The organism is Pseudomonas taiwanensis (assembly GCF_013393345.1).
GTDB lineage: Bacteria > Pseudomonadota > Gammaproteobacteria > Pseudomonadales > Pseudomonadaceae > Metapseudomonas > Metapseudomonas resinovorans_C.
Genome location: NZ_QJRF01000060.1, coordinates 169,211 through 191,650, shown reverse-complemented (window position 1 = coordinate 191,650; position 22,440 = coordinate 169,211). Strand labels below are relative to the sequence as shown.

General features: G+C 57.5%; 15 protein-coding genes and 1 pseudogene. 7 read left to right on the top strand and 9 right to left on the bottom strand.

The genetic code is table 11. The annotated features are described in order from the left end of the window. The first annotated feature begins 425 nt into the window (after window positions 1-425). Genes purU through folD form a run of 3 tightly spaced genes read left to right on the top strand, consistent with a single transcriptional unit; the run spans window position 426 to window position 3,548 of the window. A complete protein-coding gene (purU, locus tag DM872_RS14030) occupies window positions 426-1,301 on the top strand; it encodes a formyltetrahydrofolate deformylase (RefSeq protein WP_179060058.1) in 876 nt (291 codons plus the stop codon). 49 nt (window positions 1,302-1,350) lie between these two features. Beyond that, window positions 1,351-2,610 carry an aminomethyl transferase family protein gene (locus DM872_RS14025; RefSeq protein ID WP_179060057.1) on the top strand — a complete coding sequence of 420 codons (1,260 nt, stop codon included), beginning with the start codon at window positions 1,351-1,353 and terminating at the stop codon, window positions 2,608-2,610. Between the two features lie 56 nt (window positions 2,611-2,666). Further along, window positions 2,667-3,548, top strand: coding sequence for a bifunctional methylenetetrahydrofolate dehydrogenase/methenyltetrahydrofolate cyclohydrolase FolD (gene folD / locus DM872_RS14020; protein ID WP_179060056.1), 882 nt, complete (start codon window positions 2,667-2,669; stop codon window positions 3,546-3,548). A gap of 625 nt (window positions 3,549-4,173) precedes the next feature. On the opposite strand, the gene DM872_RS14015 is transcribed toward folD, so the two are convergent. Further along, on the bottom strand, window positions 4,174-5,565 hold the full coding sequence (locus DM872_RS14015; protein WP_179060055.1) for a DEAD/DEAH box helicase: 1,392 nt from the start codon (window positions 5,563-5,565) through the stop codon (window positions 4,174-4,176). Continuing rightward, on the bottom strand, window positions 5,562-6,131 hold the full coding sequence (locus tag DM872_RS14010) for a hypothetical protein (protein ID WP_179060054.1): 570 nt from the start codon (window positions 6,129-6,131) through the stop codon (window positions 5,562-5,564). Before DM872_RS14010 ends, DM872_RS14015 begins: the two co-directional genes overlap by 4 nt. 103 nt (window positions 6,132-6,234) lie before the next feature. On the opposite strand from DM872_RS14010, the gene DM872_RS14005 reads away from it, so the two are divergent. After that, window positions 6,235-6,465: a helix-turn-helix domain-containing protein gene (locus DM872_RS14005; RefSeq protein ID WP_179060053.1), complete on the top strand. Its 231-nt coding sequence runs from the start codon at window positions 6,235-6,237 to the stop codon at window positions 6,463-6,465. Here DM872_RS14005 and DM872_RS14000 read toward each other — a convergent pair. The 5 genes and pseudogenes from DM872_RS14000 to DM872_RS13980 form a co-directional block, all read right to left on the bottom strand. Further along, window positions 6,462-6,764 (bottom strand): annotated as a pseudogene (locus DM872_RS14000) (integrase core domain-containing protein); the annotation flags it as partial. The gene DM872_RS14005 and the pseudogene DM872_RS14000 sit on opposite strands and share 4 nt — an antisense overlap. A 33-nt stretch (window positions 6,765-6,797) precedes the next feature. Further along, window positions 6,798-8,216 (bottom strand): site-specific integrase, encoded by a 1,419-nt coding sequence (locus DM872_RS13995; protein ID WP_179060052.1) that lies wholly within the window; start codon window positions 8,214-8,216, stop codon window positions 6,798-6,800. Continuing rightward, entirely contained in the window at window positions 8,206-8,811 is a 606-nt protein-coding gene (locus DM872_RS13990; RefSeq protein WP_179060051.1) for a hypothetical protein, read from the bottom strand. Before DM872_RS13990 ends, DM872_RS13995 begins: the two co-directional genes overlap by 11 nt. 4 nt (window positions 8,812-8,815) lie before the next feature. Next, window positions 8,816-10,894, bottom strand: coding sequence for an integrase (locus DM872_RS13985; RefSeq protein ID WP_179060050.1), 2,079 nt, complete (start codon window positions 10,892-10,894; stop codon window positions 8,816-8,818). Next, window positions 10,872-13,181, bottom strand: a complete 2,310-nt coding sequence (locus DM872_RS13980; protein ID WP_179060049.1) for a hypothetical protein — start codon at window positions 13,179-13,181, stop codon at window positions 10,872-10,874. Before DM872_RS13980 ends, DM872_RS13985 begins: the two co-directional genes overlap by 23 nt. Window positions 13,182-13,248: 67 nt before the next feature. On the opposite strand from DM872_RS13980, the gene DM872_RS13975 reads away from it, so the two are divergent. Further along, window positions 13,249-13,554 (top strand): YggL family protein, encoded by a 306-nt coding sequence (locus tag DM872_RS13975; protein WP_179060048.1) that lies wholly within the window; start codon window positions 13,249-13,251, stop codon window positions 13,552-13,554. A 178-nt stretch (window positions 13,555-13,732) separates the two neighbouring features. Here DM872_RS13975 and DM872_RS13970 read toward each other — a convergent pair whose 3' ends face one another. After that, on the bottom strand, window positions 13,733-16,687 hold the full coding sequence (locus tag DM872_RS13970) for an HD domain-containing phosphohydrolase (protein ID WP_179060047.1): 2,955 nt from the start codon (window positions 16,685-16,687) through the stop codon (window positions 13,733-13,735). A gap of 360 nt (window positions 16,688-17,047) precedes the next feature. On the opposite strand from DM872_RS13970, the gene DM872_RS13965 reads away from it, so the two are divergent. Together DM872_RS13965 and DM872_RS13960 are read left to right on the top strand one after the other, a co-directional pair. After that, window positions 17,048-17,716: a response regulator transcription factor gene (locus tag DM872_RS13965; protein ID WP_256873410.1), complete on the top strand. Its 669-nt coding sequence runs from the start codon at window positions 17,048-17,050 to the stop codon at window positions 17,714-17,716. 7 nt (window positions 17,717-17,723) lie between these two features. Then, window positions 17,724-21,344 carry a transporter substrate-binding domain-containing protein gene (locus tag DM872_RS13960; protein ID WP_179060045.1) on the top strand — a complete coding sequence of 1,207 codons (3,621 nt, stop codon included), beginning with the start codon at window positions 17,724-17,726 and terminating at the stop codon, window positions 21,342-21,344. A gap of 9 nt (window positions 21,345-21,353) precedes the next feature. Here the strand turns inward: DM872_RS13960 and DM872_RS13955 are convergent, their stop codons facing one another. After that, window positions 21,354-22,421, bottom strand: a complete 1,068-nt coding sequence (locus DM872_RS13955; protein WP_179060044.1) for an FUSC family protein — start codon at window positions 22,419-22,421, stop codon at window positions 21,354-21,356. Window positions 22,422-22,440 lie beyond the last annotated feature (19 nt).

Below are 22,440 nucleotides of genomic sequence, written 5' to 3'. Positions count from 1 at the left end.
GCTGTACAGCAGCATGGGTACCAACTGACACAGCTGCTGGTGGCTATGTAACCCTCGTTTTCCCTCTGCTGGGACGTCTCCACGCTCTACGTGGTGCCTAGGGTGACTACCACCAGGAGAGTAGGGCGGGTAGGCGCTGTACTCGAGCCCTACCCGGCGAGCGTGCTGATCGACATTCGGTGGGGTCTCGAACAGCACGCTCTCGCTCGCACTTTTTAGTGTGGCTGGTGCAGTTGCTACGACGCACTGAGCGCTCCGCGGATGAGTGTGAGAACTGACTGGAGCATTTCAGGGTTATGCACGGCGTTCATGTCGTGCATCTACGGCATGCGTGGATCTCAATCAGTTGAGTTTTTATAGTGACTCAGGCGTCAGTGCGGCTGCGCTGACGCCCACTCCAATAAAAACGAAGCTCGGAGACCGCTGTGTCCAATCCAAAGTTCATTCTGCTGTTGTCGTGCCGCAATACCGCCGGAATCGTGAAGGATGTTTCCAGCTACCTCTTTGACCAGGGATGCAACATCCTCGATGCGCAGCAATTCGATGATCTGGATACTCAGCAGTTCTTCATGCGAGTGGTGTTCGACGCGATAGACAACGGGACGGAGCTGGTACTCGAGATCGAGGACATCAAGTCCGGATTCGCCGATATCGCCCATTTTTACGGTATGGAGTGGTCGCTGCGTCCGCAGGACCAGCGCAAGCGCGTGATGCTGCTCGTGTCCGGCTATGACCATTGCCTGCGCGACCTGCTTTACCGTAGCCGGATCGGCGAGCTGCCAATGGAGATTTCGGCCGTTGTCGCCAACCATCCCCAGGAGCGATACGCCGCAGTCGATCTGCAGGGCATAGCGTTTCACTACCTGCCAGTGACCCGGGAAAACAAGTCCAAGCAGGAAGAGGCGTTGTTTGCCTTGATCGAGTCCACCAAGACCGATCTGGTGGTACTCGCTCGCTACATGCAAATCCTCTCCGATGACCTCTCGCGCAAGCTGGAAGGGCGCTGCATCAACATCCATCACAGCTTCCTGCCGGGATTCAAAGGGGCACGTCCCTATCACCAGGCCCATGAGCGTGGCGTGAAACTGATTGGCGCGACCTCTCACTTCGTCACTTCCGACCTGGACGAAGGCCCGATCATCGAGCAAGACGTCGAGCGCATCTCCCATCGCGACAATGCAGAAGATCTCGTCCGTAAGGGGCGTGATATCGAGCGACGAGTGCTGGCCAGGGCAGTGCGCGCCTATCTGGAGGACCGCGTCATTCCCAATGGCCGCAAGACCATCGTGTTCGAAGGCTGACGCCTAGCCACACATAACAACAATTCGTAGACGTAACCGAGGTAAAGACATGCTTCCCAAGAATTTCAGAAAGACTCCCGAGGGCTATTTCACGTCTCGTTGGGGTCAGCCGGAATACACGGATTGGCTCGACGAGAGCATGTCCTGGAAGGACAACTGCTATATCGGTGACTGGTCGTTCCTTTGGCAGCGTCGTTACCGCGGGCCGGACGTGTTGAAGCTCTTCTCCGATACCTCGATCAACAGCTTCGCCAAGTTCGACATCATGCAGTCCAAGCACGTCACTCACTGCAATAGCGATGGCAAGGTGATCCATGAGGGCATCCTCAGTCGCTGGGGAGAGGATGACTTCATGCTCTTCGGTCGAGGAGGCTTCCTCATGGACTTCCACCTGCGCAAGGGGGATTACAACGTCAGCTCGGAGGTCGTCGAAGGGTTCAAATTCCAGGTCGCTGGGCCCAACGCAGCTGCATTGATCGAGAAGCTGACGGGCGTGGCTCTGGCGGACATCAAGTTTATGCACTCACACGTGGTGAAGATTGCTGGGCATGAGGTCTACGCGCTGCGACAGGGCATGTCCGGGGAGCCTGGTGTAGAGCTGCAAGGGCCTGCGGAACACGCTGCCGAAGTGTATGAGGCCGTGGTGCGGGCCGGCGAAGCGTTCGGGATCCGCAAGCTGGGTGGTCGGGCTGCCTTCATCAACCACCTGGAAGCCTGCTTCCCCACCATCGTGACCGACTACCTTCCTGCGATCTTCAGCGAGGACATGGCTGAGTATCGCGCTGAGTTCGAAGCGGCCCTGCCGGCGTTCGCCTCCACCTTCAACGTCGCCGGCAGCTTCGAAGCTGATGATGTCAGCGCTTGGTACCGCAGCCCCGTGGAGCTGGGCTGGGGGCGCAACATCAAGTTCGATCACGACTTCATCGGCCGCGCGGCATTGGAAAAGGAAGTGGCCAGCCCGCAGCGGGTGATTCGCACCTTGGTGTGGAATCCCGACGATGTGCTCAAGGTGTTCGCGTCCCTGTTCCAGAAGGGCGAGCACTATGCCTTCATGGAAATGCCCCGGGATCAACGCGGCTTCATGTACGCCGACAAGGTGCTGGTGAATGGTCGTGAGGTCGGCGTTTCCACCTCGCGCGGCTACAGCTACTTCTTCCGCGAGATGCTCTCGCTGTGCACCCTGGACGTGGCCAACGCGGAAGTCGGAACCGAGGTCACGGTCATTTGGGGTAATCCGGGTGAGCCGCAACTACCTATTCGCGCCACTGTCCAACCCGCACCGTACAAAACTGACAACCGCCGCAGCTGAGTCGCCCTGGGCCCTGGCTTTCAGCGCCTGCTCCATCTGTAAGACCCGGAGAAACAATGTCCGCATTCCTGATCGACGGAAAAGCCGCAGCCCGACAATTGCGTGAACGCCTTGCGCAGGACGTGAGCGCATTCGCGAAGCGACACGGCCGCGCGCCCGGCCTGGCAGTCATCCTCGTGGGGACCGATCCCGCCAGCGAAGTGTATGTACGCAACAAGGTGCTGCAGACGGAAGAGGTAGGTATGCACTCGTTCGAGTACCGCTTGCCTGCCGACACCCCGGAGGAGCGTCTGCTTGCTCAGATCGACACCCTAAATCGTGATGACCGCGTTGACGGCATCCTGGTGCAGCTGCCTCTGCCCGCGGGTATCGATGTCACCCGGGTCATCGAGCGCATAGACCCGGCGAAGGATGTCGATGGTTTCACCATCACTAATGCCGGTCGTCTGGCAACCGGGCTGGATGCCCTGGTGCCATGCACGCCGACAGGAGTGATGTTCCTGTTGAGGAACCTGCATCCCACTCTTGTTGGCATGAACGCGCTGGTGATTGGCGCGTCCAACATCGTTGGCAAGCCCATGGCACGGCTGCTACTGCAGGAACGTTGCACCGTGACGATCGCTCACAGCAAGACCGTGGATCTTGAGGCAAGGTGCCGGCAGGCCGATATTCTGGTCGTGGCAACCGGCGTTCCCCAGATGATTCCTGGCGATTGGGTAAAGCCTGGGGCCACGGTCATTGATGTCGGTATCAGCCGCATCAAGCAGGAGAACGGAACCACCAAGCTGGTGGGCGACGTTCACTTCGAAAGTGCAGTTGAGCGTGCCGGGGCGATCACGCCTGTGCCTGGTGGAGTGGGGCCGATGACGATCGCTTGCTTGCTGGCCAATACGTTGAGTGCAGCACAACGGCGTACGGAAGTGCAGAGCCATCTTTGATGGCACTGCAGCCTGTGGGAGTTGGCGACCTCAAGGGTAAAGTTTGCTTAGCTAAATGACCGGCCGTTCTGGACTGTTAGCTTGCCTTCGCTAGCGGCGAGGACCGGTCAGAAACGGGCACTCTCTGGCTCCGACATCTCGGGCGCTGAGCCTCTACGGAGCTTTGAGCGCAACGATGGTACAACGAGCCGTTTCAATGGCCGCTTTTCGGCTAAAGGTCTTTCCCGTTACCAAGGAAAAGGGCCGGTGAGCATTGCCCACCGGCCCTTTCGATTACTCCTTTCTACCCCAGTTCCTTTGGGGCTAATGGCCTTGCCCTGTTGCTAAAGCCACCCTTCGATGGCCAGCGCCGCTGCCTCCCCAGGCAGCGGCTGTGCACCGCTTGGTGCATCCGTTCCAACAATCGTGAAAACGTTCCAGCGTTTGTTGAAAAACTACGCGAGATAGCTTTGATCCCAGCTCAGTGCGCCGTAGGTCTAGTACTCGATGACGCGAGTTTCGAAGAAGTTCTTCTCTTTCTGGCCCGATTCTGTCCAGCCTTCTCATGGGTGAGCATCTCACTGACCTGGTCCTTGGCAAGCTCGATGGCCTCTGCGTTTAATTTGATTCCGTTACCAATCGGCCGTCAAAAGCAAGCCACCAACAGCTGCCGGTAGTGCTGCGAGAAGCTGATTTGATAGCTTGGCTCAGCGGCGAAATCACCCAACGAGGAGATGCCTACCGAACCTGTCCCAAGACCCTGCCCACTCTCAGTACCACTGCTGCCATCGACATAGTTAGCGGTAGCCAGCCCGCCAGACGTAATGCCGGGTGTAGAAGTAGGCGTATGAACCTGACTCAGCACCGCCAGATCATCCGGTAGATCATCTGCAATGCGCTCCGCAAAGCGCTGGAGCGTGGGCTCCGCGAGCATGAATAGCCAGGCCTTGTCATCGGGCTCGCCTATACGCCGCAGCACCCGTCCCAACACTTGCCGGTAGTGCAGCTCGGTTCGGATGCGGCTGAGGTAGCAGCACACCTGCAAGCGGGGGATGTCTGTGCCTTCGCTGATCATTCCCACGGCGACGATCCAACGGCAGTCGCTGTGCTTGAAGTTATTGATCACCTGCTGGGCATCCGGGGTTCGGTTGGTTACGACCCGGCAACTTTCTCCCCTGGATTTTAGGGTCTGGGCAATCTGATGGGCATGCTCGATATCGGTGGCGACCACCAGGCCAGCAGCATCCGGCTTGATTCGGCGAAGCTCATCCAACCTTTCGCATCCCAGGCCGAGCAGTTGATCGATCACCTCGTCATGGCGAAGCAGGTCTTCATAGGTGACGGGGGATTCCTCCAATAGCTTGACAATGCTGGGAAAGTGCCTGGCGAGGCTCTCGGCCCCCAACTCTTCCGTAAGCTTCACCTTCTGGTTGTCGAGGAGGACGATGCGAGGCGAACGGCACACCCCGTCCGCAATGGCCTCCTTCAAGCCATAGCGATAGTCACAGATCAGGTGCCCCTCGGGAGAGGAGTATCGCGCGAGGGCAATAGCACGGTCGTCCGAGCGCCATGGAGTGCCGGAAAGGGCCAGGGTGAAAGCGGCACGATCCTGGATCCGTTGCAGGATCTGCTGTCCCCAGGCGTTGCTCAGGAGCGGATCATGACCGGCGCAATGGTGGATTTCGTCGAAGACGACAAATACGCGGTAGTCGTCGAGGAGGCGCCAGAATGCCTCGTCTCGGTACTCCATGGCTTGGTAGGTGTACGCGCCACCCAAAGCGCCAAGCAAGCCGTCCAAGCGTCCGCCAAGCACCGATGAAAAGGTCGAGCGAAAGCCGTCCACCACCTGGCACGACGGAGCAAAGCAGAGCACCAGATCGATCAAGCCTTGCTCCCGCAGGCGCCGGGCCAGCTCCGCTGCCATGCGAGTTTTGCCGGCGCCCGGTGTTGCCTGGCAGAAGAAATGCGGCGTGGAAATGAAGTGCTCGAGCGCCGTTTCAATACAGCGACGCTGCCAATTTCTCAGGGATGACGTCATCGCGAAGTAGTAAGTGTCTTGAGCGTCTTCTCGACGGCACGGAGGTGTCCCAAGAGGCGCGAGCTGCGGTCCATGGCTTCCAAATACTCGCCTTCGACCTTTTCCCGCAGATCCGGCATGTCATCAAGTAACTGCTTGAATCGCTCCGCCTCGCCCATGGCGGACAGGAAGTCGAGCCGGATCTCCTTGAGGAGCGTTTCCAGGTGCTGCTCCGCGTCGAATGAAGGTCTAGGCGGCTCAAGCACTGGCGGCGCCTGCCTTGGTTCGCTGAGGCTATTCTCGAACCCGTTGTCTACTAGCTCGAGTTGCAAATGTGCCGGGATTGGTTGCAGGTGGTAGACCTGCCCGCGCGTGCGGCGCTCTTCGTCAAGCACGAGCCAGCCTACCCGCAGCATTCGGCGGATCTGCTTATACACATATCGGCGCACATTGCCGAGACGAAAGGTCATGCCCTCCAAGCGCTTGGCATAGGCATCCCGCAGGTCACGAGTCGTGAATTGCGTGCGCCCTTCCTCCTGAAGCAGCTGATACAGCCGCCTATCGAAGATGAACGAGGCAGATCTCATGCGGGCACCCACGGGGTCGTAGCGTAAAAATGCGGATTATAGTCCGTGGTTTGTGCGTCGGCAAACGCAGGATAGTGCCGCCTCAAGTGGAGTTGAGGCGGTCATGGATCAGTTGGCGAAAGCGTTGGGGACACGCATTCGGACGCAGAGAAAGTCCTGCCGGATTTCCCAGGACGCATTGGCACTGGCCTGCAGCATTGACCGCAGCTATATGGGACGCATCGAGCGTGGTGAAGTGAATATCACCGTCGAGAAGCTATACCGTATCGCCAGCGTGCTGGCGTGCGATCCAGCCACTCTTCTGCCTCAGGTGACAGAACTGCAGGCCAACTAATCGTTACGGGAATTCAAGAAAGCCCAAGGCTGACTTTCTTGTGGAAGCTCTTCCACCTTTCCGGCAAGCAGTGACTTTATCTTCTCTTGGCTGGCTCGCCATTCCGCAGCAAATTCCTCCGGAGTGAGATCGCCAATCGTGCGGTGCGGTCGGTGTTCGTTGTAATCCCGTCGCTACGCCGCGGTGCGAATTCTGGATTTTGCCAGCGAACAGAATCGTGGCTCGTTGAGGCATTCATCCTGGTACTCGCCGTTGAAAGACTCGATGAAGGCATTCTGCGTGGGATTGCCAGGCTGAATTGGCCATCAGTTTGACGGCGCGTTGAGAGGGCCTTACACAGTCTTAAGGTCACTATCCATTGCCGCTGTGAGGGACTCCTCGCGCTCGATGTATTTTTCTTTGCTGATTTTGCCGGCCTTGAAATCCTGAAGAAGGCGTTTTCTTCGGCGCTCGTAGACTTCATAACGTCGGGCGATTTCGACGTTGTGGATGAGTTGCTCGAATTTGGATTTGACCCTGAAAGCGGCGTCTACATAGTCAAGCAAGCTTTCTAGCGTTGCATGGCCGCTCATGGACATCGCTCGCTCGGCCAGCATCTTATTGGTCATCAGCGTTTGTCTGAATGAGTCGGTGCTTAGCGCCTGTGTTTCAGCAATGAGGTTGGCGACAATGTTGGTACAAAAGGCGTGTCTAAAGAGGTGTGCACAAGCTTGTTCCTCAATGCCAGCTGCGCGTCGGATTATTGAAAATTCGGTCGTCAGCGTGTCTGCCCCTAAAGGGCGTCCGCCGCGCTCGGTAACAAACAGGAAGCCGTGATCTGGAATGCCCTTAAATCGTTTCATGATTTCGCGGCGATCGCCGCGAATATATGTCAAGAGATCCTCAATCAGGGGAGGGCTCAGCTCTAACTCGCGCGTCAGGCCAGTCTCTCCTCGCTTTAAAGTGGTGATGGTAATTATGTGTTTTTTTTTCTTGCTGGCGGCTAATACCTGGGCAACGGTAATAGGCTGAATTTCGCCTCGTCGCGCACCAAGTTCCTCAAACAAGGAAATCATCAAGTGCCGACGATTGCATAGAAATTCTGAGTTGGATATCTCATCAACTGCATAGCGCAACTTTTCAATGCTCGCCTCGCCAATAGGCTTGCGAGTCTTTTTGGCGCTGGCCGTCCTGAAAGATCTATGGTGGACGCTGGAGCGTTTGAAGGATTTTCCGTTTCGATAGGCAGTTGAATCGACCATTTTTATAGCAATGGTTCCACCAATGCCAACGAAATTATGCAGCTGGTTCATTTCTCCAACGTGTGATAGAAAGTTCAAGCACCTTTTGCCAATGCTGGAAATTGTGCGCTCATTTCTCTTGAGTTGGCTTGGGTTGTTGAGTTTGGTCTCCTTGCGGAGCCCATCGATGAACTCACAAAAATCGTCGTCCGAAAGAGAAATGAAATTGAGTTTGTTGTAGTAGCAGAACCTGATCAAATGGCTAATCTGACCCGCGTACTCTCCAAATGTACCACCTTTGCTTCCGAGTCTTGACGGGCCGTTCCCGCCTCGGCCGGATTGCATACGGATTCTAATCATGTAGGCATTTGCTTGCAGGCATGGTGATCCATCCGGCCATGTCATGAAGGGCATGTTGCTGCCGTCAAGCGTTCGGAGCGTGTCCTGCGTTAAATAGTCGTAGAGTCTTAATATAGGAATAGGTTTAAAAAGTTGAGCTGATTCAGGATACTCAACGATTCTATTTTTCATTGGGCACCGACTGCAAATGCTTTTTCATGGACAGAATAGTGATGTCGTCGAAAGGTGCAGGATTCAAATTTAAAATCTTGATGATCCGATTGATCGCGTCGTTAATCCTTTTTTGTCGAAGACCTGTGCTGGGGGTATCGGATATTGTGATTAGATCCCTTCGGTTAACCTCCAGTGCCTGTATTAGAACCATGTTAACTGCATGGAGTGTGGCGACAGATTTCTTAAGTTCCTCAATCTGATCCTCCAATGCAGAACGGGTCTTCTTCTTAGGGGTGGTCAAATCTTCGCTAAATTTTCGTATTGCCGCCTGTGCTTGCACTCGAAGCTTATCCAGGTGCTGAAAATTTATATCAGAGGAATTGTCGGAGAGCCTTTTCTTGAGAGTGTTAAGGCTTATTGGTCGAATTGCTAGCTGTTCATCCTGTACGGTGAAATCCAGATCGAGGGCGCAGAGATTTCCCTGGCTCTTCAGTGCGTTAAAAACCTGTTTATTTTCGACATAGCTCCCTGGGGAGTACGCTATGTCTGAAAGTAATTTAAAAATGTTCCCAATAGATTGGTCGATCAACTCGCGCTTAGGCAATGTGCTCATTGTTTTAGCTGACAATAAATAGGACTTTCATGGATTTGCCGTTTTCATCGTTGAAGAATTGCGGCTCAATCCGGACTTTACCTTCTTCAAGCATCGCCGAAAGGTAATCTTCGATTTTCTGCTCGTCTACCAATGAAAATTTAGAGGTGCCGAATTCCGCAAACAGCAAATCTTGCAAATTTTGATAGTTTTCCAACCGCTCCTGTTTAGCAAGTTCAGCGAAATAGCGGGCGCCCGCTCCCCTGATATCTTTGGGCTCCAGACATTCAGTCAGGTAGTGCCAAACGTGCTCGATGTCGCGGTGGCCAAGCATCCAGCGAAGGGTATCCAACTCGCCGAAGCTATTCGTGTAGAAGAACATGATGGCGAAAAAGCGGCGTAGTTGGTGTTGGCGTACGTAGTAGCGCTCCCCAGCAGCGTTAATATCGCTTTCGAAGTAGTCACAGGCCAAGTCCAGATTGCGATGGTACAGGTGCAGTGTGCAGTCCTGCAGTCCTTTGAGTCCCCGCAACCATGGAGTCGCGAACAAGTTGGTCAGGTCGCTTATAACTCCAAGGCGTTTAAGTATCATTTGAAAGCGGCGCAGTTCCTCAATCATTTCGACGGCAATGGCATCGATAGGCCGAGACTCACGCTGCCGAATCCCCAAGGCTTTGTGGGTGGATTTCGCTAGGTTGAAGACAAGCCATGATTTGCTTTCGTCCAAGCATCTCGAGGCGTCTAGAGTGACCAACTCGTCAATGCGCCGCGCCATGAGCATCCCAACGGCCAACTGGACACTGCCCAGGTAGACACTCACCAACTCAAGCAGTCCATGGTTGGCGCGTAAGTGCTGGAAGTATTGCTTTGCGCCACCTTTTCGAGGAGATTTATTACTACGGTAACTCGAAAGGCCTAACTTTTTAACGCCGAAGCTGACAAGTTCCGGGCCGATAATCCTCAAAAAGTCCGCCTCGGGTAGGCGGGTCATTGCGAGATTCTGTCTGTGGCAATGCGCTGCTACTCTGATGAAGCCGTTTAGGACCTTCCTTCCATGTTCGACATGAAAATCTATACTGCAACGGAAGAGCTTTAGCAGGTTGCTCGCAGGCACACTTCTGTACCGGGAAGCCTCGTTGAGTTTTGGAATGTACTCTATGATGGTGTGAGTATCTGAGGGAGCCGGCAACCCCAATGTGCTGAGCGCTGCGCTATTCACGAGTGCATACCGATAGTAAAAGTACGCGGTGTCTATAAGGTGTTCGGATTCACCTGTGGTTACTTTGACTTTCGGATATTCGCGCTTATACCTGGTTTCGCTGGGATAGAAGCTTAGTACTTCGAGAGACGATTTTGGCGTCTGCCGCCCGTAGATCGTGTCTGGATAGACGCTTTCCGAAAGTAATTTAGTATTTACCTTAAAGCCCTGGCAGTGGGTTCCGTAGTACAAATTAGCTTTCATGAGCGCCGCACGAATCATCGGGATCTCAGCTACGGTGATATTGAGTTTAAGATCTTCACATTCATCATCGTTAACCTCCAGCATACTTGGATACTTAGCAAAAAAATCCTCGGCCTCGCTGTAGATTATATTGCTCAGTTGGGCATTACAGAAAGCGGATGCGCGTTCATGCCATGCATAAACGGACTCTTCAGCCCGTGGGGAGGAGGCCAAATGGTTGAGAATTCCTTTCAATTCATCGGCGTTCAAGGCGCCAAGGCCGAATTGGATAAGACTAAGGCTTTGAGCATGGATTAACAGATAGTCAATGATTTTTAATATGAATGAAAGGCGCGTTTTTAGGGACGCTGGCGCGAGTGTGGCAAACTCGTCGTTGACTCCCGTCGTGCCAATGATGAGCAGGTGCTTCAATGACCGGAGTAGTACCTCGTTGTTGTCGTCAGTTAATAGGCTGCCATCCCCAAGACGTACACTCCAATCAAGTTCGTATAATTTCTTTTTGTTAATATAAATTGACCAAAGAGTCTCATCGAAGTCACTGAGCAGCCAAGGTGCTGACGTATGAGGCGATAGTTCTGTTACCCCAAACTCATCGAGGAATTCATACCCCGTGCTAGATTCACGCCCAGTGAGCAGGGACATAGATCAATTTCTCCATTTTTTTTGCGTCGATCAGCTTCAATGCAGCATTCAGGTGTTTTTTCAGTAGACGGTTAGATCCTTTTTTGATTTCTGTCTTGATTTTGTCTGCAAACGACGCCCAGTATTCTGCTTTTCCGCATACGCGGGCCCGGTCGGTGGAGGCTGTGACTGCCACTTCGAGTGAGAGCAGAGAAGCCAGGAACGGCACGCCGATAGAGAGTACAGCCTCACTGGTCTCGGTATTTTCCCATTGTTCTGTGCGTTCAGGGTCGGAGGCCTGGGACGGAATCTCTTTGATTCGGTGGTTGGCCAGAAAGTCATCTAACTCATTCATGGTATTGAATTGCGTCGCCCGAAGGAGGTTCGGGCTATCTTTCATCGCTTCACAAACAAGAGCTTTCTGAAAGATTCGGATCCACCGAGCTTTGATAAATGCTAGTAACGCATCCGGAAGGTAGTGGCTGAGAAGATCTGGATAGTAACGCTCATGGCCGAGGGCCTTAGACATGGCCTCGCTACTTTTGGTCTGAATAAATATTTCAACTGCCCTAGATGTCCGTATCTTGGTCAGTCGCACCCGTTTGATGAACTCGATCAACTCGTCTGCTGGCAGGTCGCTGTGGGGACTAAATTGTGCGATTAGTTGTTCGCGCAACTTAGGATTTCCAAGAAATTTATGCTTGTTCCAGTACGTTACATTGGCCCGCCGAACTCGATCAAAGGCTGTGCCTGACGTGATAAATAGGTAGCGATAGCTGTCATCTCCTTGGGCACGAAGCTTTCTCCGGCATACGCTAGTTATTTCGATGATGTCCTTAACTGTTTGGAAAGAAATGTCATTGAGTTTGATTACCTGCTCCCGCATATCTGATCTTTTGCGGTTTTTGTATCCAGTGAGTAAACGCTTCTCTTCGTCAAATCCCGTCAATTGACCTTGCTCATTATAAAGCTCGAAACTCCGTAGAAATTCGGTCGTGATTTCAGGATGCTCAAGCACCAATAAGCACTGAAGCGGGAACAGGCTTCCTGTCACGGGGTATCCGTAATAGTTGGCAAGTTCTGAGCCACTGCAGTTTTCGCCAGTGACCCAATAATGGACTTTGCAGAGGAACGCAGGTGGCACTTCGGAACTGGTGGCCTCCAGTGTCGCGCAGACGTCGGCCAGCGTATATTTTTTCGCGGTACTTGAACCTTTGCACTCTATAATCGGATTGCCTTTCTGAGCTAGCAGGACACGACGAGCTTGTCGGGATTTAAGGTCTGCAGCCTGATGGGCTGCCCAGCCACGAACCGTGGCTAGGTCGTTCTTAATGTGGAAGAAGAGGACCTCAACGGCTTCAGAGTCGGTTACGTGAAGGGGAATGCTCGTAAGTAGTTTCTCTTGGACAAGCAGCCCGTCTTCGCACTCTTTTAGTTTGGTTTCAGATCCACGTTTGGTTGACGATGGTGGCTTCTTGATAGGCTTCGAGAGGTTTGCCCATACCCCTGTTTTGCATAGGCATACCTCAACCGTGCTTACAAACGTGTTCCAGCTTTTGATTTGTGATTTTGCGTCCTTCTGGGCCTTCTCTGCCTTGGTGAAGTGAGCAATCGTGAAGGCTTGCATGAAGCTTTTCACGCCTTCTTCGGTATTAAAGGTCCTCCGTGGCCACCTGGTTTGGTGCTCGCCGAGGTAGTCGAACATGTCATTCCATTCGTTGTGAAATGAGGCAGGTCGGCCACGGAAGTCTTTTTCAACCTCTGCGAAGATGGCCTCTACAAATTTCCTTCCATAAGGGACTACGAGCTGGCCGAGCCGCAGGTACACGCCACGTTTGTGCGGGCTTTGGATTGCCCAGCCCTTCCAGTACCAACGTTTGTCATCACTAGTCGAAGCAATCCTCGCGCACACGGCTGGGTCTGGTTTGAACAGGGAGATGTCCCAAGCTAAAGCGTGAGCGCCAGAAACTCGCGCTCGTGCCGAGGTGAGCGACTGGTAGAGACGACGGCAAATTCCGACGTTCCGTGGTCCCGATTGCTCCAATAGAGCATTGCCTGCCATCGCGGCGCAGAACCCTTGCATGATTGCCTCAATGGCTGAGCTTCTGAGCGTTTCCATGGTGATTCGCAGGCCGGCAATGTCGCAGTAGGCCTCCAACAGCTGCAGGGGAACACTGATGCTGTGGTGACTCGTGCCGAAGGATCGTTGGTGGAGCGAAGCCCCATGGTTAATAAGATTCGCCACTTCTGGGTCGATTGCAGCGAGAGGATGAGAGCGGATGGCCCGGGTGTCTTTGATAATTGTCATTTTTATTGAGTTGCCGTGGCGGTCTGAATGGCCCATTCCAGGGGCGTTGAAAAAATAATGACAAAGGTTGCTAAATAGTCAAATCGCGGAACTGGGTTTCGAACTCACCTTCAACTACAAGGAGGGCCTGGATCTGGAAGCGGTTTCGGCGTTCTTCGAGCGTTTCATCGACGAAGCGGTCGAAGGCAATGGCCTGGGCTTCATCGGTTCCGAGGACTACGGTTTCGTTTGCCTTGGCAAGCGTGGTTCGGTTACCGCTGAGCAGCGTGACCTGGTCGAAGCCTGGCTGAAGAAGGGCCACGCCGAACTGGCCGGCTCCACCGTCAGCCCGCTGATCGACGTGTGGTACCCGGAAAATTCCGTCAACGCCTGATTGGGTTGAAGGATGAAAAAGGGCGCCTGGTGGCGCCCTTTTTTGTGTCTTGCTGTTATGCAAGCTAGCGCTGCGTTGAAGTCGGATTCTCCTACACCTTCGGCGGCCAACACCTTCGAACACGCATCGCGATTGAAATCGCTCCCACAATTCCCTCCCGCATCCTGGCCAGACGTGCTCAAGCCAACCCCGCTTTCGCCAACACCGCCGTCTCATCCACCTGGTCGATCTGCTCCGGCTTCAGGAAGCGCCGGGCGTAATCCAGGTAGACCCCGGAGCGGATGAACAGGCCGAACAAGTCAGGGTCGATGTGGGCGTTGCGGCACATGCCGGTCATGATTCCCAGCGCTTCGGAAAGCGTCTTGCCCTTCTTGTAGGGGCGGTCCACGGCGGTCAGCGCCTCGAAGATATCGGCGATGGCCATCATCCGTGCGGGCAGGCTCATTTCTTCGCGAGTCAGGCGCTTCGGATAGCCGGTGCCATCCATCTTCTCGTGGTGCCCGCCGGCGATCTCCGCGACGTTTGCAAGATGAGCCGGGAAGGGCAGGTGATTGAGCATCAGGATAGTCTGCACGATGTGGTGGTTGATGATGTAACGCTCTTCCTCGGTCAATGTTCCACGGCCGACGGAAAGGTTGTGCAGCTCTCCGCGATTGAATTTGTGTGCCGGCACCTGCAGCTTGAAGCCCCAGGGATTGTCCGGAGGGAGCAGTTCACTGGCGGGGCGCTCGACCACGTGGTCGGGGCGATCGGCCAGTAGATTTTCCTCCACCGGGAGCGGCTGGGGCGGGGTGCGGGCCAAGCGCTGGGCCTCTTCCCAGGACACGCCTAGACGGTTGTCCAGGGTGCGAGTCCAGGTGCGTGCGGCAATGTCCTTCAAGCGCGCCTGGTCGGCATCCGCCATGGCTTCGCCGCCCAGGTTGCAGTGGGCGATGAACGCGAAGTCATCGTCCAGCCTGGCCAGCTCCTCGTCGCGCAGCCGCGCTTGCCCGGCCTCCTCGGCACCCTCGGCAATTGCTTGCCAGTAGCGCACCCAGGCATCGCGCTTGAGCACCTCGAAGCGGGTGCGAATCTCATGGATGCGATCGTTCAGGGTTTCCAGCTTGGTGGCCTTGTCCACGACGTATTCCGGGGTCGTGACCTTTCCGCAGTCATGCAGCCAGGCGGCAATATGCAGCGCCTCCCATTCCTCATCCGTGGGGTTGAACCCGCGGAATGCTGTCTCGTTGCTGGCGGCGGCAGCGCGGGCCAGCATCAGGGTGATTTCCGGCACTCGCTGGCAGTGACCACCGGTGTAGGGACTCTTGGCGTCGATGGCGCCGGCCATCAACTGGATGAAGGCGTCCAGCAGTTGCTTCTGCTTCTCCAGCAGCCGCTGGCTTTCAATGCACAGTGCGGCGACGCCGGAGATGGCTTCCACGAAGGCAATGCGCTCGGGCTTGAGGATGGAGGGGCGCGACTCCTTGCCGGTGTCGCGGTGCAGCAGGACCAGTACGCCGATGGTGACGCCCTGGCGGTTGTGCAGGCCGGTGCTGACTAGATGCACGCGAGGGCTTTCCAGGGTTTGCAGCAGGTCGCGGTAGGCCCCGGCCTGGTCATAGCCGAAGGAGCATACCTGGCTGGGGCCGCCGTGGGACGGGAGGTCGAGCCAGTGGGGCAGGGCGGGACTCTCCAGGCCGAAGCCGCGAATGCCGTGGGCGTCCAGGTCCTGCTCCTGATCGTTGAGGAACAGTCCGTGGGGTTCCAGGCGACCCTTCTGGTTGTCGATCAGGTAGAGCAGACCCCCAGAGGCTTCGCTGATGTCGATGGTTTCGTCGAGGACGCGGCGCAGCAGATTGTCGAAGCGGGTTTCCGCCGAAAGGCTGGAGGCGATCTCGAGGAAGCTGGAAATGGTTTCCTTCATTCGTGCCGTGGCCACCGCCAGCTGGTCGACTTCCAGGATCGGCGAACGGCCCATGGCAGGCAGGCTGAAGTTGAAACTGCGGATGGCTTCTGCCTGGGTCACCAGGGCTCGCAGGGGTTTGACCACGACGCGCGAGAGCAGGACGCCGAGCGGGATGCACAGCAACAGAATGGCCAGGGTCAGCATCGCGCCTTGCCAGCGGATGCGGTAGGCATCATCCAGGAGCTCGTCCTCCGGAGAGAGGATCGCCAGCTGCAGGCCCTGCGGGCCTCCCTCCTTGAGGTGCTGGCGGGCGAGGACCCAGCGACGGTCGTCGATCTCCAGGCTGGTGCGCAGGTCATCCTGTCCCGCGAGTCCGATCAGTGCCGCGAGCGGGGGACTGAAGTCCTTCACCTCACCCAGTTCGGGAGCGCCGTTGAGTCGCTTCACCAGTTTGCTGGTATCGGGATAGGCCACGGCGCGGCCGTCGGGTTGGTACAGCACCACCTCGGTGGATGGAGTGACGCGATGGCTGGCCAGGGTGGCGGACAGGTCTTCCAGGGTCAGGTCGGCACCTATCACCGCATCACCGCCACTGGGACGGGCCAATGTCGTACCGACGGCGCCACTGGAGAAGAACACATAGGGCGTCGTGGTGATCGCACCATCCTGCTCCAGGGCGCGGTAGTACCAGGGCCTGCCGCGCGGATCGTAGCGCTCGTTGGGCTCCTCGCGGTTGGCGATCTGGTTGAGTTGGTCGTCGACGAAGAAGGTCATCGATCGCGCCGAGGACTGGTTGTCTCGCTCGATGCTCCACACCTGGTAGGCCGCGGTCGCCGGTGCCTTGAATGCCTTCTTCAGCGCCTCGCTGCGCAGGTGTCGGACCATGAAGAAGTCGCCGTCGTCATAACCGAGATACAGCGATGCCAGCTTGGGGTTGTCCTTCAGTGCCTGGGTCAGGGGTTTGAGCAAGGCGTCCACGCGAGCGGCACTGTCCAGGTTCTGGTCGGTGTCGCTCAGGGCCAGCAGGTTGAGCAGATGGTGGATCGGCTGGTAGGTGTGCTGCAGGTCGGTTTCCACCTCCGCGCTGATGCGGCCGAAAAGCTCGTCGCTGCTGGACAGGATGATCTGGCTGGTCTGCCGGTAATTGAACAGGCCGAGGACGATGCCGGTGATAAGCAGCAGCAGGGTGAAGAGCGCACTGATGTGGACGTGCAGCGGAAAGCGACGCTCAGCGAACTTTTGCGGCATTGCGGAAGCTCCTTGAGCCCTGTCCCTGATGGCCTACAGCAGCATAGATGAGGCTTGTTGCGCGCGTCGTGCAATCTGCCATGAAGGACGGATATGTCAGGGTCGGGAGGAAATAATCCGGGAAAACGCGAAAGCCTGGCTCTCCCGTGTGCACGCGGGACCGTGGATTTGGTACTCGCCGTGCGGGAAGCGGGCCGTCCTGCCTATTGAAATCAGCCCGTGCCTGTAGGACGGGACGCAAGCTTCGGTAGGGCTCGTCCTGATTCGCTCGACTTGTGCCGTTCGGGGGTCGACAGTGCAACGCGCTTCTCTATCTTGGCAGCCACTAAACCGTGCCAAGGGGGCGATGCTGTGAGCAAACTGGTCAATCTGGATGATTTCCTCGAGCCTGGAAGCGAGTCCGCCTACAAGGTCATTATCGTCGACGATCATCCGGTGATTCGCCTTGCCGTCAGGCTGTTGCTGGACCGCGAAGGCTATGCGGTGGTGGCGGAAACCGACAACGGTGTCGATGCGATAGCGCTCGCACGAGAGCATCAGCCGGACATGGTGATCCTCGATATCGGCATTCCCAAGCTTGGCGGCCTGGACGTCATCGTCCGGCTCAATGCCCTGGACCTGCCTCTGCGGGTGCTGGTGCTGACCGGACAGAACCCCAATCACTACGCCACGCGCTGCATGCAGGCCGGTGCGGCCGGCTTCGTCTGCAAGGAAGGCGACCTCGCCGAAGTCACCGCCGCGGTTCGGGCGGTCCTCTCCGGATACAGCTATTTCCCCAGCGACGTGATCAAGTCGGGCAAGCGGCAGATCGGCTTGCCCGATGAAGTCGAGATGATCGGCCGCCTTTCCGATCGGGAGCTCGTGGTGCTCAAGTTCCTCGCCAATGGTTTGAGCAACAAGGAAATCGCCGAAGAGATGTTCATCAGCAACAAGACCGTCAGCACCTACAAGACTCGCCTGTTGCTCAAGCTCAACGCCCGGACGTTGATCGAACTGGTGGAGTTCGCTTCCCGCAACACCCTGATCTGAAACCTTCATGCGCACTCTCTACCTGCTGGCAGGCCTCTTGCTCGGGGGCTCACTCCTGTCCTCGAACAGCCTTGGCGACGACAGGAACCTTTCCCTGGAACTGTTAGGTCGGTCCGAGTCCACCAGCCTGGTAGTGCCCATGGAAGAAGAGGACCGGCGCTGGTTGAAGGAAAAGCGCGTACTACGGGTCGGCACCAACGAGCCGGACTTTCCGCCCTTCGACATCACGGCGAGTGGCCAGGACTACGAAGGCGTCACTGCGGATTTCCTGCGGCTGATCGCCCAGGGCCTCGGGGTCAAAGCCGAGGTGTTGCGTTTTCCGGATCGTGATTCTGCGCGAGAGGCGCTGCGCAACGGGACAATCGACCTGCTGGGCAACAGCATGGAAGGCGACGCTGCCAGCCCCGGCCTGATCCAGAGCATCTCCTACATGCATCATCAGCCGGTGATGGTGACGCGCATAGACGACCGTCGTGCCGCGAGCGGTAATCTTCGCGGGCTGCGCCTCGCCTATTCAGAGGGTGGCCCGAGCCTGGAGTTACTCCGCCGGCTCTACTCCGATGCGCAGCCGGTCAAGTACAGCTCGGTGCGAAGGGCCTTGCAGTCGGTCGCGTTCGATCAGAGCGATGTCTTCATCGGCGACGCCGTGGCTGCCGACTACCTGATCAAACAGGGCTACCTCATCAACCTGCGCATGACGAACTTCGCCGGCTTTGATGGCGTCGGCATCTGCTTCTCCCTTGCCGAGGGCAACGAACGACTACAGCGGATTATCGACAGTGCGATCGCAGCCATCCCGGACGCCGCACGGATGGGCGTCGCGAAACGCTGGGGCGGTGGTGCGGGCATGTTCCTGGACAATCTCCGGCCCCAACTCACCGAGCGCGAACGGCACTGGATGGAGCAGCACGGTCCCACCCGGCTGGTGGTCGACGAGACGTTCGAGCCGCTGACCTTCTTCAACAGGCAGGGTCGTTTCCGCGGAATCGTGTCGGACCTCCTGGAGCTGATCCACCAGAGGACTGGCCTCGAGTTCGAGGTCAGTGCCAGGTCCACCGCCAGGGACATGCTCGCGGATCTGCGGGAGGGTCGCGTCGACATGGCCGCCACGCTGTTCTCCACTCCCGAACGTAGCCAGTACCTCGGGTTCACCCGACCCTACTACAGCACCAGCAGTGTTCTGGTGGTTCGGGCCTCGGATAGCGCTCCGCAAACGCTTGGGGAACTCGATGGCCGTGTCCTGGCTGTTCCTGCCGGTCACTCGCTGATCCCATACATTCGCGAGAGTTACCCCAGGCTGGAGCTGCGAGAGGTCGAAACCGCTGTCCAGGGACTTGCAAACGTCGCGGAGGGCAGGGCCGACGCAGCGGTGCATGCCATGGCTTCATCCACCTTCCTGATCAATCGCTACTTTCCCGGGCGACTCCGCATCGCCGACACGATCGGCCGCGATCCGGGCCGCTTCGCCTTCTCCGTAACTCGCAGTGCGCCCGAACTGCAAAGCATCCTCGAAAAAGCATTGTTGTCCATCTCGCCGGATGAGTTGGGGAGCATCATCAACCGCTGGTACACCAAGGCCGAAGAGCCGAGCAGCTGGATAGAGTATCGGTCGCGGCTTTACCAGATCGGCTTCGCTTTCCTGCTGGTGGCGATCGTGTTCGCGTCCTGGGCGCTGTACTTGCGCCGGCAGGTGCGGCGGCGTGAACGGGAGGAGCGCCGCCTGAACGACCAGCTGGCATTCAAGCGTTCACTGATCGATGGGATTCCCTTTCCGTTGTCCGTGCGCGGGCTGGACGGTCGCACCATCACATGCAACCGCAGCTTCATCGAGGCCCTTGGTGTACCGCGCGCGGCGCTGATCGGTCTGCGGTTGACCGAAGTGCCCGGTCTCAAGACGAACACCGTGGCAGAGCTGGAGGAGTTGGAGGGATTGAGCCGGCTCGCGCTGGAGAGGGGCGAGGCGCTGTTCAGCGACCATCAGTTGCATCTGCTCGGCAGCACCCTGGAGGTTTCCTACTGGGCCATTCCCTATCGCGATGCCTTGAAAAGGATTCGCGGCCTGATCTGTGGCTGGGTGGATATCACCGAACGCAATCGACTGATGGATGAACTGCGTCACGCCAAGGAGCAGGCAGAGTCCGCGAGCGTCGCGAAGAGCCGTTTCCTCGCCACCATGAGCCACGAAATCCGCACGCCGCTGAACGCCATCATCGGGATGCTCGAGCTTGCCCTGAAGCGCGAGCATCTCGATCGGGAAGCCATTCTTGTCGCTCGGGAGTCAGCGGATTCCCTGCTGGCGCTGATCGGCGACATTCTCGACATCGCCAAGATCGAGTCCGGGCGCATGACTCTGGAGCCAAGTCGCGAGTCACCGCGCGCGCTGATCGAGTCCGTGGTCCGTGTGTTCGAGGGGCTGGCTCGGCAGAAAGGGTTGCGCTTGGTGTTGGAGTTGGACCTCCAGTCCCGGGACGATGTGATGGTGGACGGCTCCTGCTTCAAGCAGATCTTGTCGAACCTCATCAGCAACGCCATCAAGTTCACCGATGAGGGCACGGTTCGCGTGCGTCTACAGGCTTCCTGCAAAGGACATGAGCAACTGCAACTGACCGTGAAAGTGGAGGACAGCGGAATCGGCATTTCCCAAGAGGACCAGCAGCGCCTGTTCCAGCCATTTACCCAGCTCGCCGGTGGCGTGGGGGCGGGGCAAGGCGGTACGGGCCTGGGCCTGAGCATCTGCCGCCGGCTGGTGAAACTCATGGGGGGAAGTATCGAGCTGTATAGCCGGCTGGGTGAGGGTACACGTGTTTCCGTGAGCCTCGCTCTGCCAGCGCTGGCACCATTGCCGCCGGTTGCGGAGCTGCATGAGGCTCGGGAACTGCCGCCGGGGGCTTTTCGTGTGCTGGTGGTGGACGATCACCCGGTCAACCGAATGATGCTGGTCCAGCAACTGGAGCTGCTGGGGCAGTTGGCCGAGCAGGCGGAGAATGGTGAAAAGGCGCTGGCTATCTGGAGTGCATCGGATTTCGACCTCGTGATCACCGACTGCAACATGCCGGTAATGGATGGCTATGAATTGACGCGGCGTGTTCGCGAACTGGAGCGCGCGCGAGGCATGCATCCAGCGCTGGTCATCGGCCTCACTGCCAATGCCCAACCGGAAGAATTGGCGCGCTGCCGCGAAGCCGGCATGGACGATTGCCTGTTCAAGCCCATCGGCCTGGAAGGCCTGCAGCGCTATCTCCAGCGTCTGCTGCCCGACGGGGTCGAGCCTTGCAGCGATGATCAGCCCATCCGCCTGGACCTGAGCTTGCTGGACCACACTGCTGGGGGCTCGCCGGAAGTGATCCGCATGCTGCTGAAGGAGCTGTACCGCGCCAACGAGTCCGATGCCGAGGAGATGGGCATCCTTCTGGAGGCTGAGCGCTGGGATGACCTGGAGCGCCTGGTGCACAGGATCAAGGGTGCTATGGAGTTGATCGGCGCCGAGCCACTATTGGCCCATTGCATGGCCTTTGGTCGAGCCCATGACAACGGTGCCGAGAGCCCCGAGCTGATGCGACGAGCGCGGGCAGTCTGGAAAAGCCTGGGCAGCGTGCAGGTCGAATTGGCGCATCAGCTGCAGGACTGACGACCGGGGTTACTCGGTCTGACGTGCCATTTCCATTGTGGGCGTTGGGCCGGTGCCCCAGCGCAGTCGCGCACGATAAGCGAAGAAGGCTACAAGCATCGCGAGCCCGGCGCCCAGCAGCGAGTTGTACAGGCGCAGTTCCGGAAGATGCCAGTCACGGGACAGGCTCTCGGCCAGCAGCACGAAGCATACGGTGGTCTGTACCACGAACAGCCCGTAATGCTGGGCAATGAAGGCCCGGCTGAGAACGATCAGTGGCAGTAGGCAGGCCACCAGCAGGGCAGGGCTCTGCAACCAGCTCCCCATCCCGATCAGGATCAAGGCGCCTAGGAGGCTTCCCACGCAGCGTTGGATGCCACGTTGCAGGCTGCTGTTGAGGTCCATCTGGATCGTGGTCAGTACCGTCAACGTCAGCCAGTATCCACGGGGCATGCCCGTCAGGTTGACCGCAAGACCTGCGAGCGCCCCAGCAAGGCTGCAGGCCAGGGCGTGTATGACCCAGAGGCGATGGGAAACGCGTTGCGCAAGACGACGCATCACTTTGGCCAGGTTGCCCGGGCCGGGAAGCGCGGGCCAGAACCGCAGCCCGTGATAGGCCCGCAGGGCGAAGGCCAGCAGCATCACCCACAGCCCGCCGATTGCGAACAGTGCTCCCACTGCCATGCCATTGTGCAGGTTGCCGAGCCCCGCCTGGCCCTGGCCAAGACAGAGGCACACCGCGAGACCCGCACCGAGCTTGCCCAGTTCATTGCCGAATCGTTGCAGAGCGGCGAGCAGGAGCCCCGTCAGGGCGAAGCTGAACAGGCTCAGCAAAGGATGACTCGCCACCCAGAAGCCCGTCCCAGCAGCGAGCGCTCCCAATCCGGTGAGCAGCGTCATGCGCAGCATGCCCAGACGGTGCAGGGGATTGGCCAGTGATGCCTGGAAGGCGCCGGTGGCGGCCCAGAGAAAGCCGGTGTGGCTGGTGAACAGGCCCAGCACCAGCGGCAACCCACAGCCCAGGCCGGCAACCAGGGCGGGTCCCCATGCGGGTGCGCCCGCGTGCCAGTGCAGGCTTTGTCTGAGCAACGTACGCATCAAGCGTCTCCTGAGGGCG

Coding starts and splice junctions, on each gene's coding strand:
- DM872_RS14025 (WP_179060057.1), top strand. CDS start 1,351: ATGCTTCCCAAGAATTTCAGAAAGACTCCCGAGGGCTATTTCACGTCT.
- folD (WP_179060056.1), top strand. CDS start 2,667: ATGTCCGCATTCCTGATCGACGGAAAAGCCGCAGCCCGACAATTGCGT.
- DM872_RS14015 (WP_179060055.1), bottom strand. CDS start 5,565: ATGACGTCATCCCTGAGAAATTGGCAGCGTCGCTGTATTGAAACGGCG.
- DM872_RS14010 (WP_179060054.1), bottom strand. CDS start 6,131: ATGAGATCTGCCTCGTTCATCTTCGATAGGCGGCTGTATCAGCTGCTT.
- DM872_RS14005 (WP_179060053.1), top strand. CDS start 6,235: ATGGATCAGTTGGCGAAAGCGTTGGGGACACGCATTCGGACGCAGAGA.
- DM872_RS13995 (WP_179060052.1), bottom strand. CDS start 8,216: ATGAAAAATAGAATCGTTGAGTATCCTGAATCAGCTCAACTTTTTAAA.
- DM872_RS13990 (WP_179060051.1), bottom strand. CDS start 8,811: ATGAGCACATTGCCTAAGCGCGAGTTGATCGACCAATCTATTGGGAAC.
- DM872_RS13985 (WP_179060050.1), bottom strand. CDS start 10,894: ATGTCCCTGCTCACTGGGCGTGAATCTAGCACGGGGTATGAATTCCTC.
- DM872_RS13980 (WP_179060049.1), bottom strand. CDS start 13,181: ATGACAATTATCAAAGACACCCGGGCCATCCGCTCTCATCCTCTCGCT.
- DM872_RS13970 (WP_179060047.1), bottom strand. CDS start 16,687: ATGCCGCAAAAGTTCGCTGAGCGTCGCTTTCCGCTGCACGTCCACATC.
- DM872_RS13960 (WP_179060045.1), top strand. CDS start 17,724: ATGCGCACTCTCTACCTGCTGGCAGGCCTCTTGCTCGGGGGCTCACTC.
- DM872_RS13955 (WP_179060044.1), bottom strand. CDS start 22,421: ATGCGTACGTTGCTCAGACAAAGCCTGCACTGGCACGCGGGCGCACCC.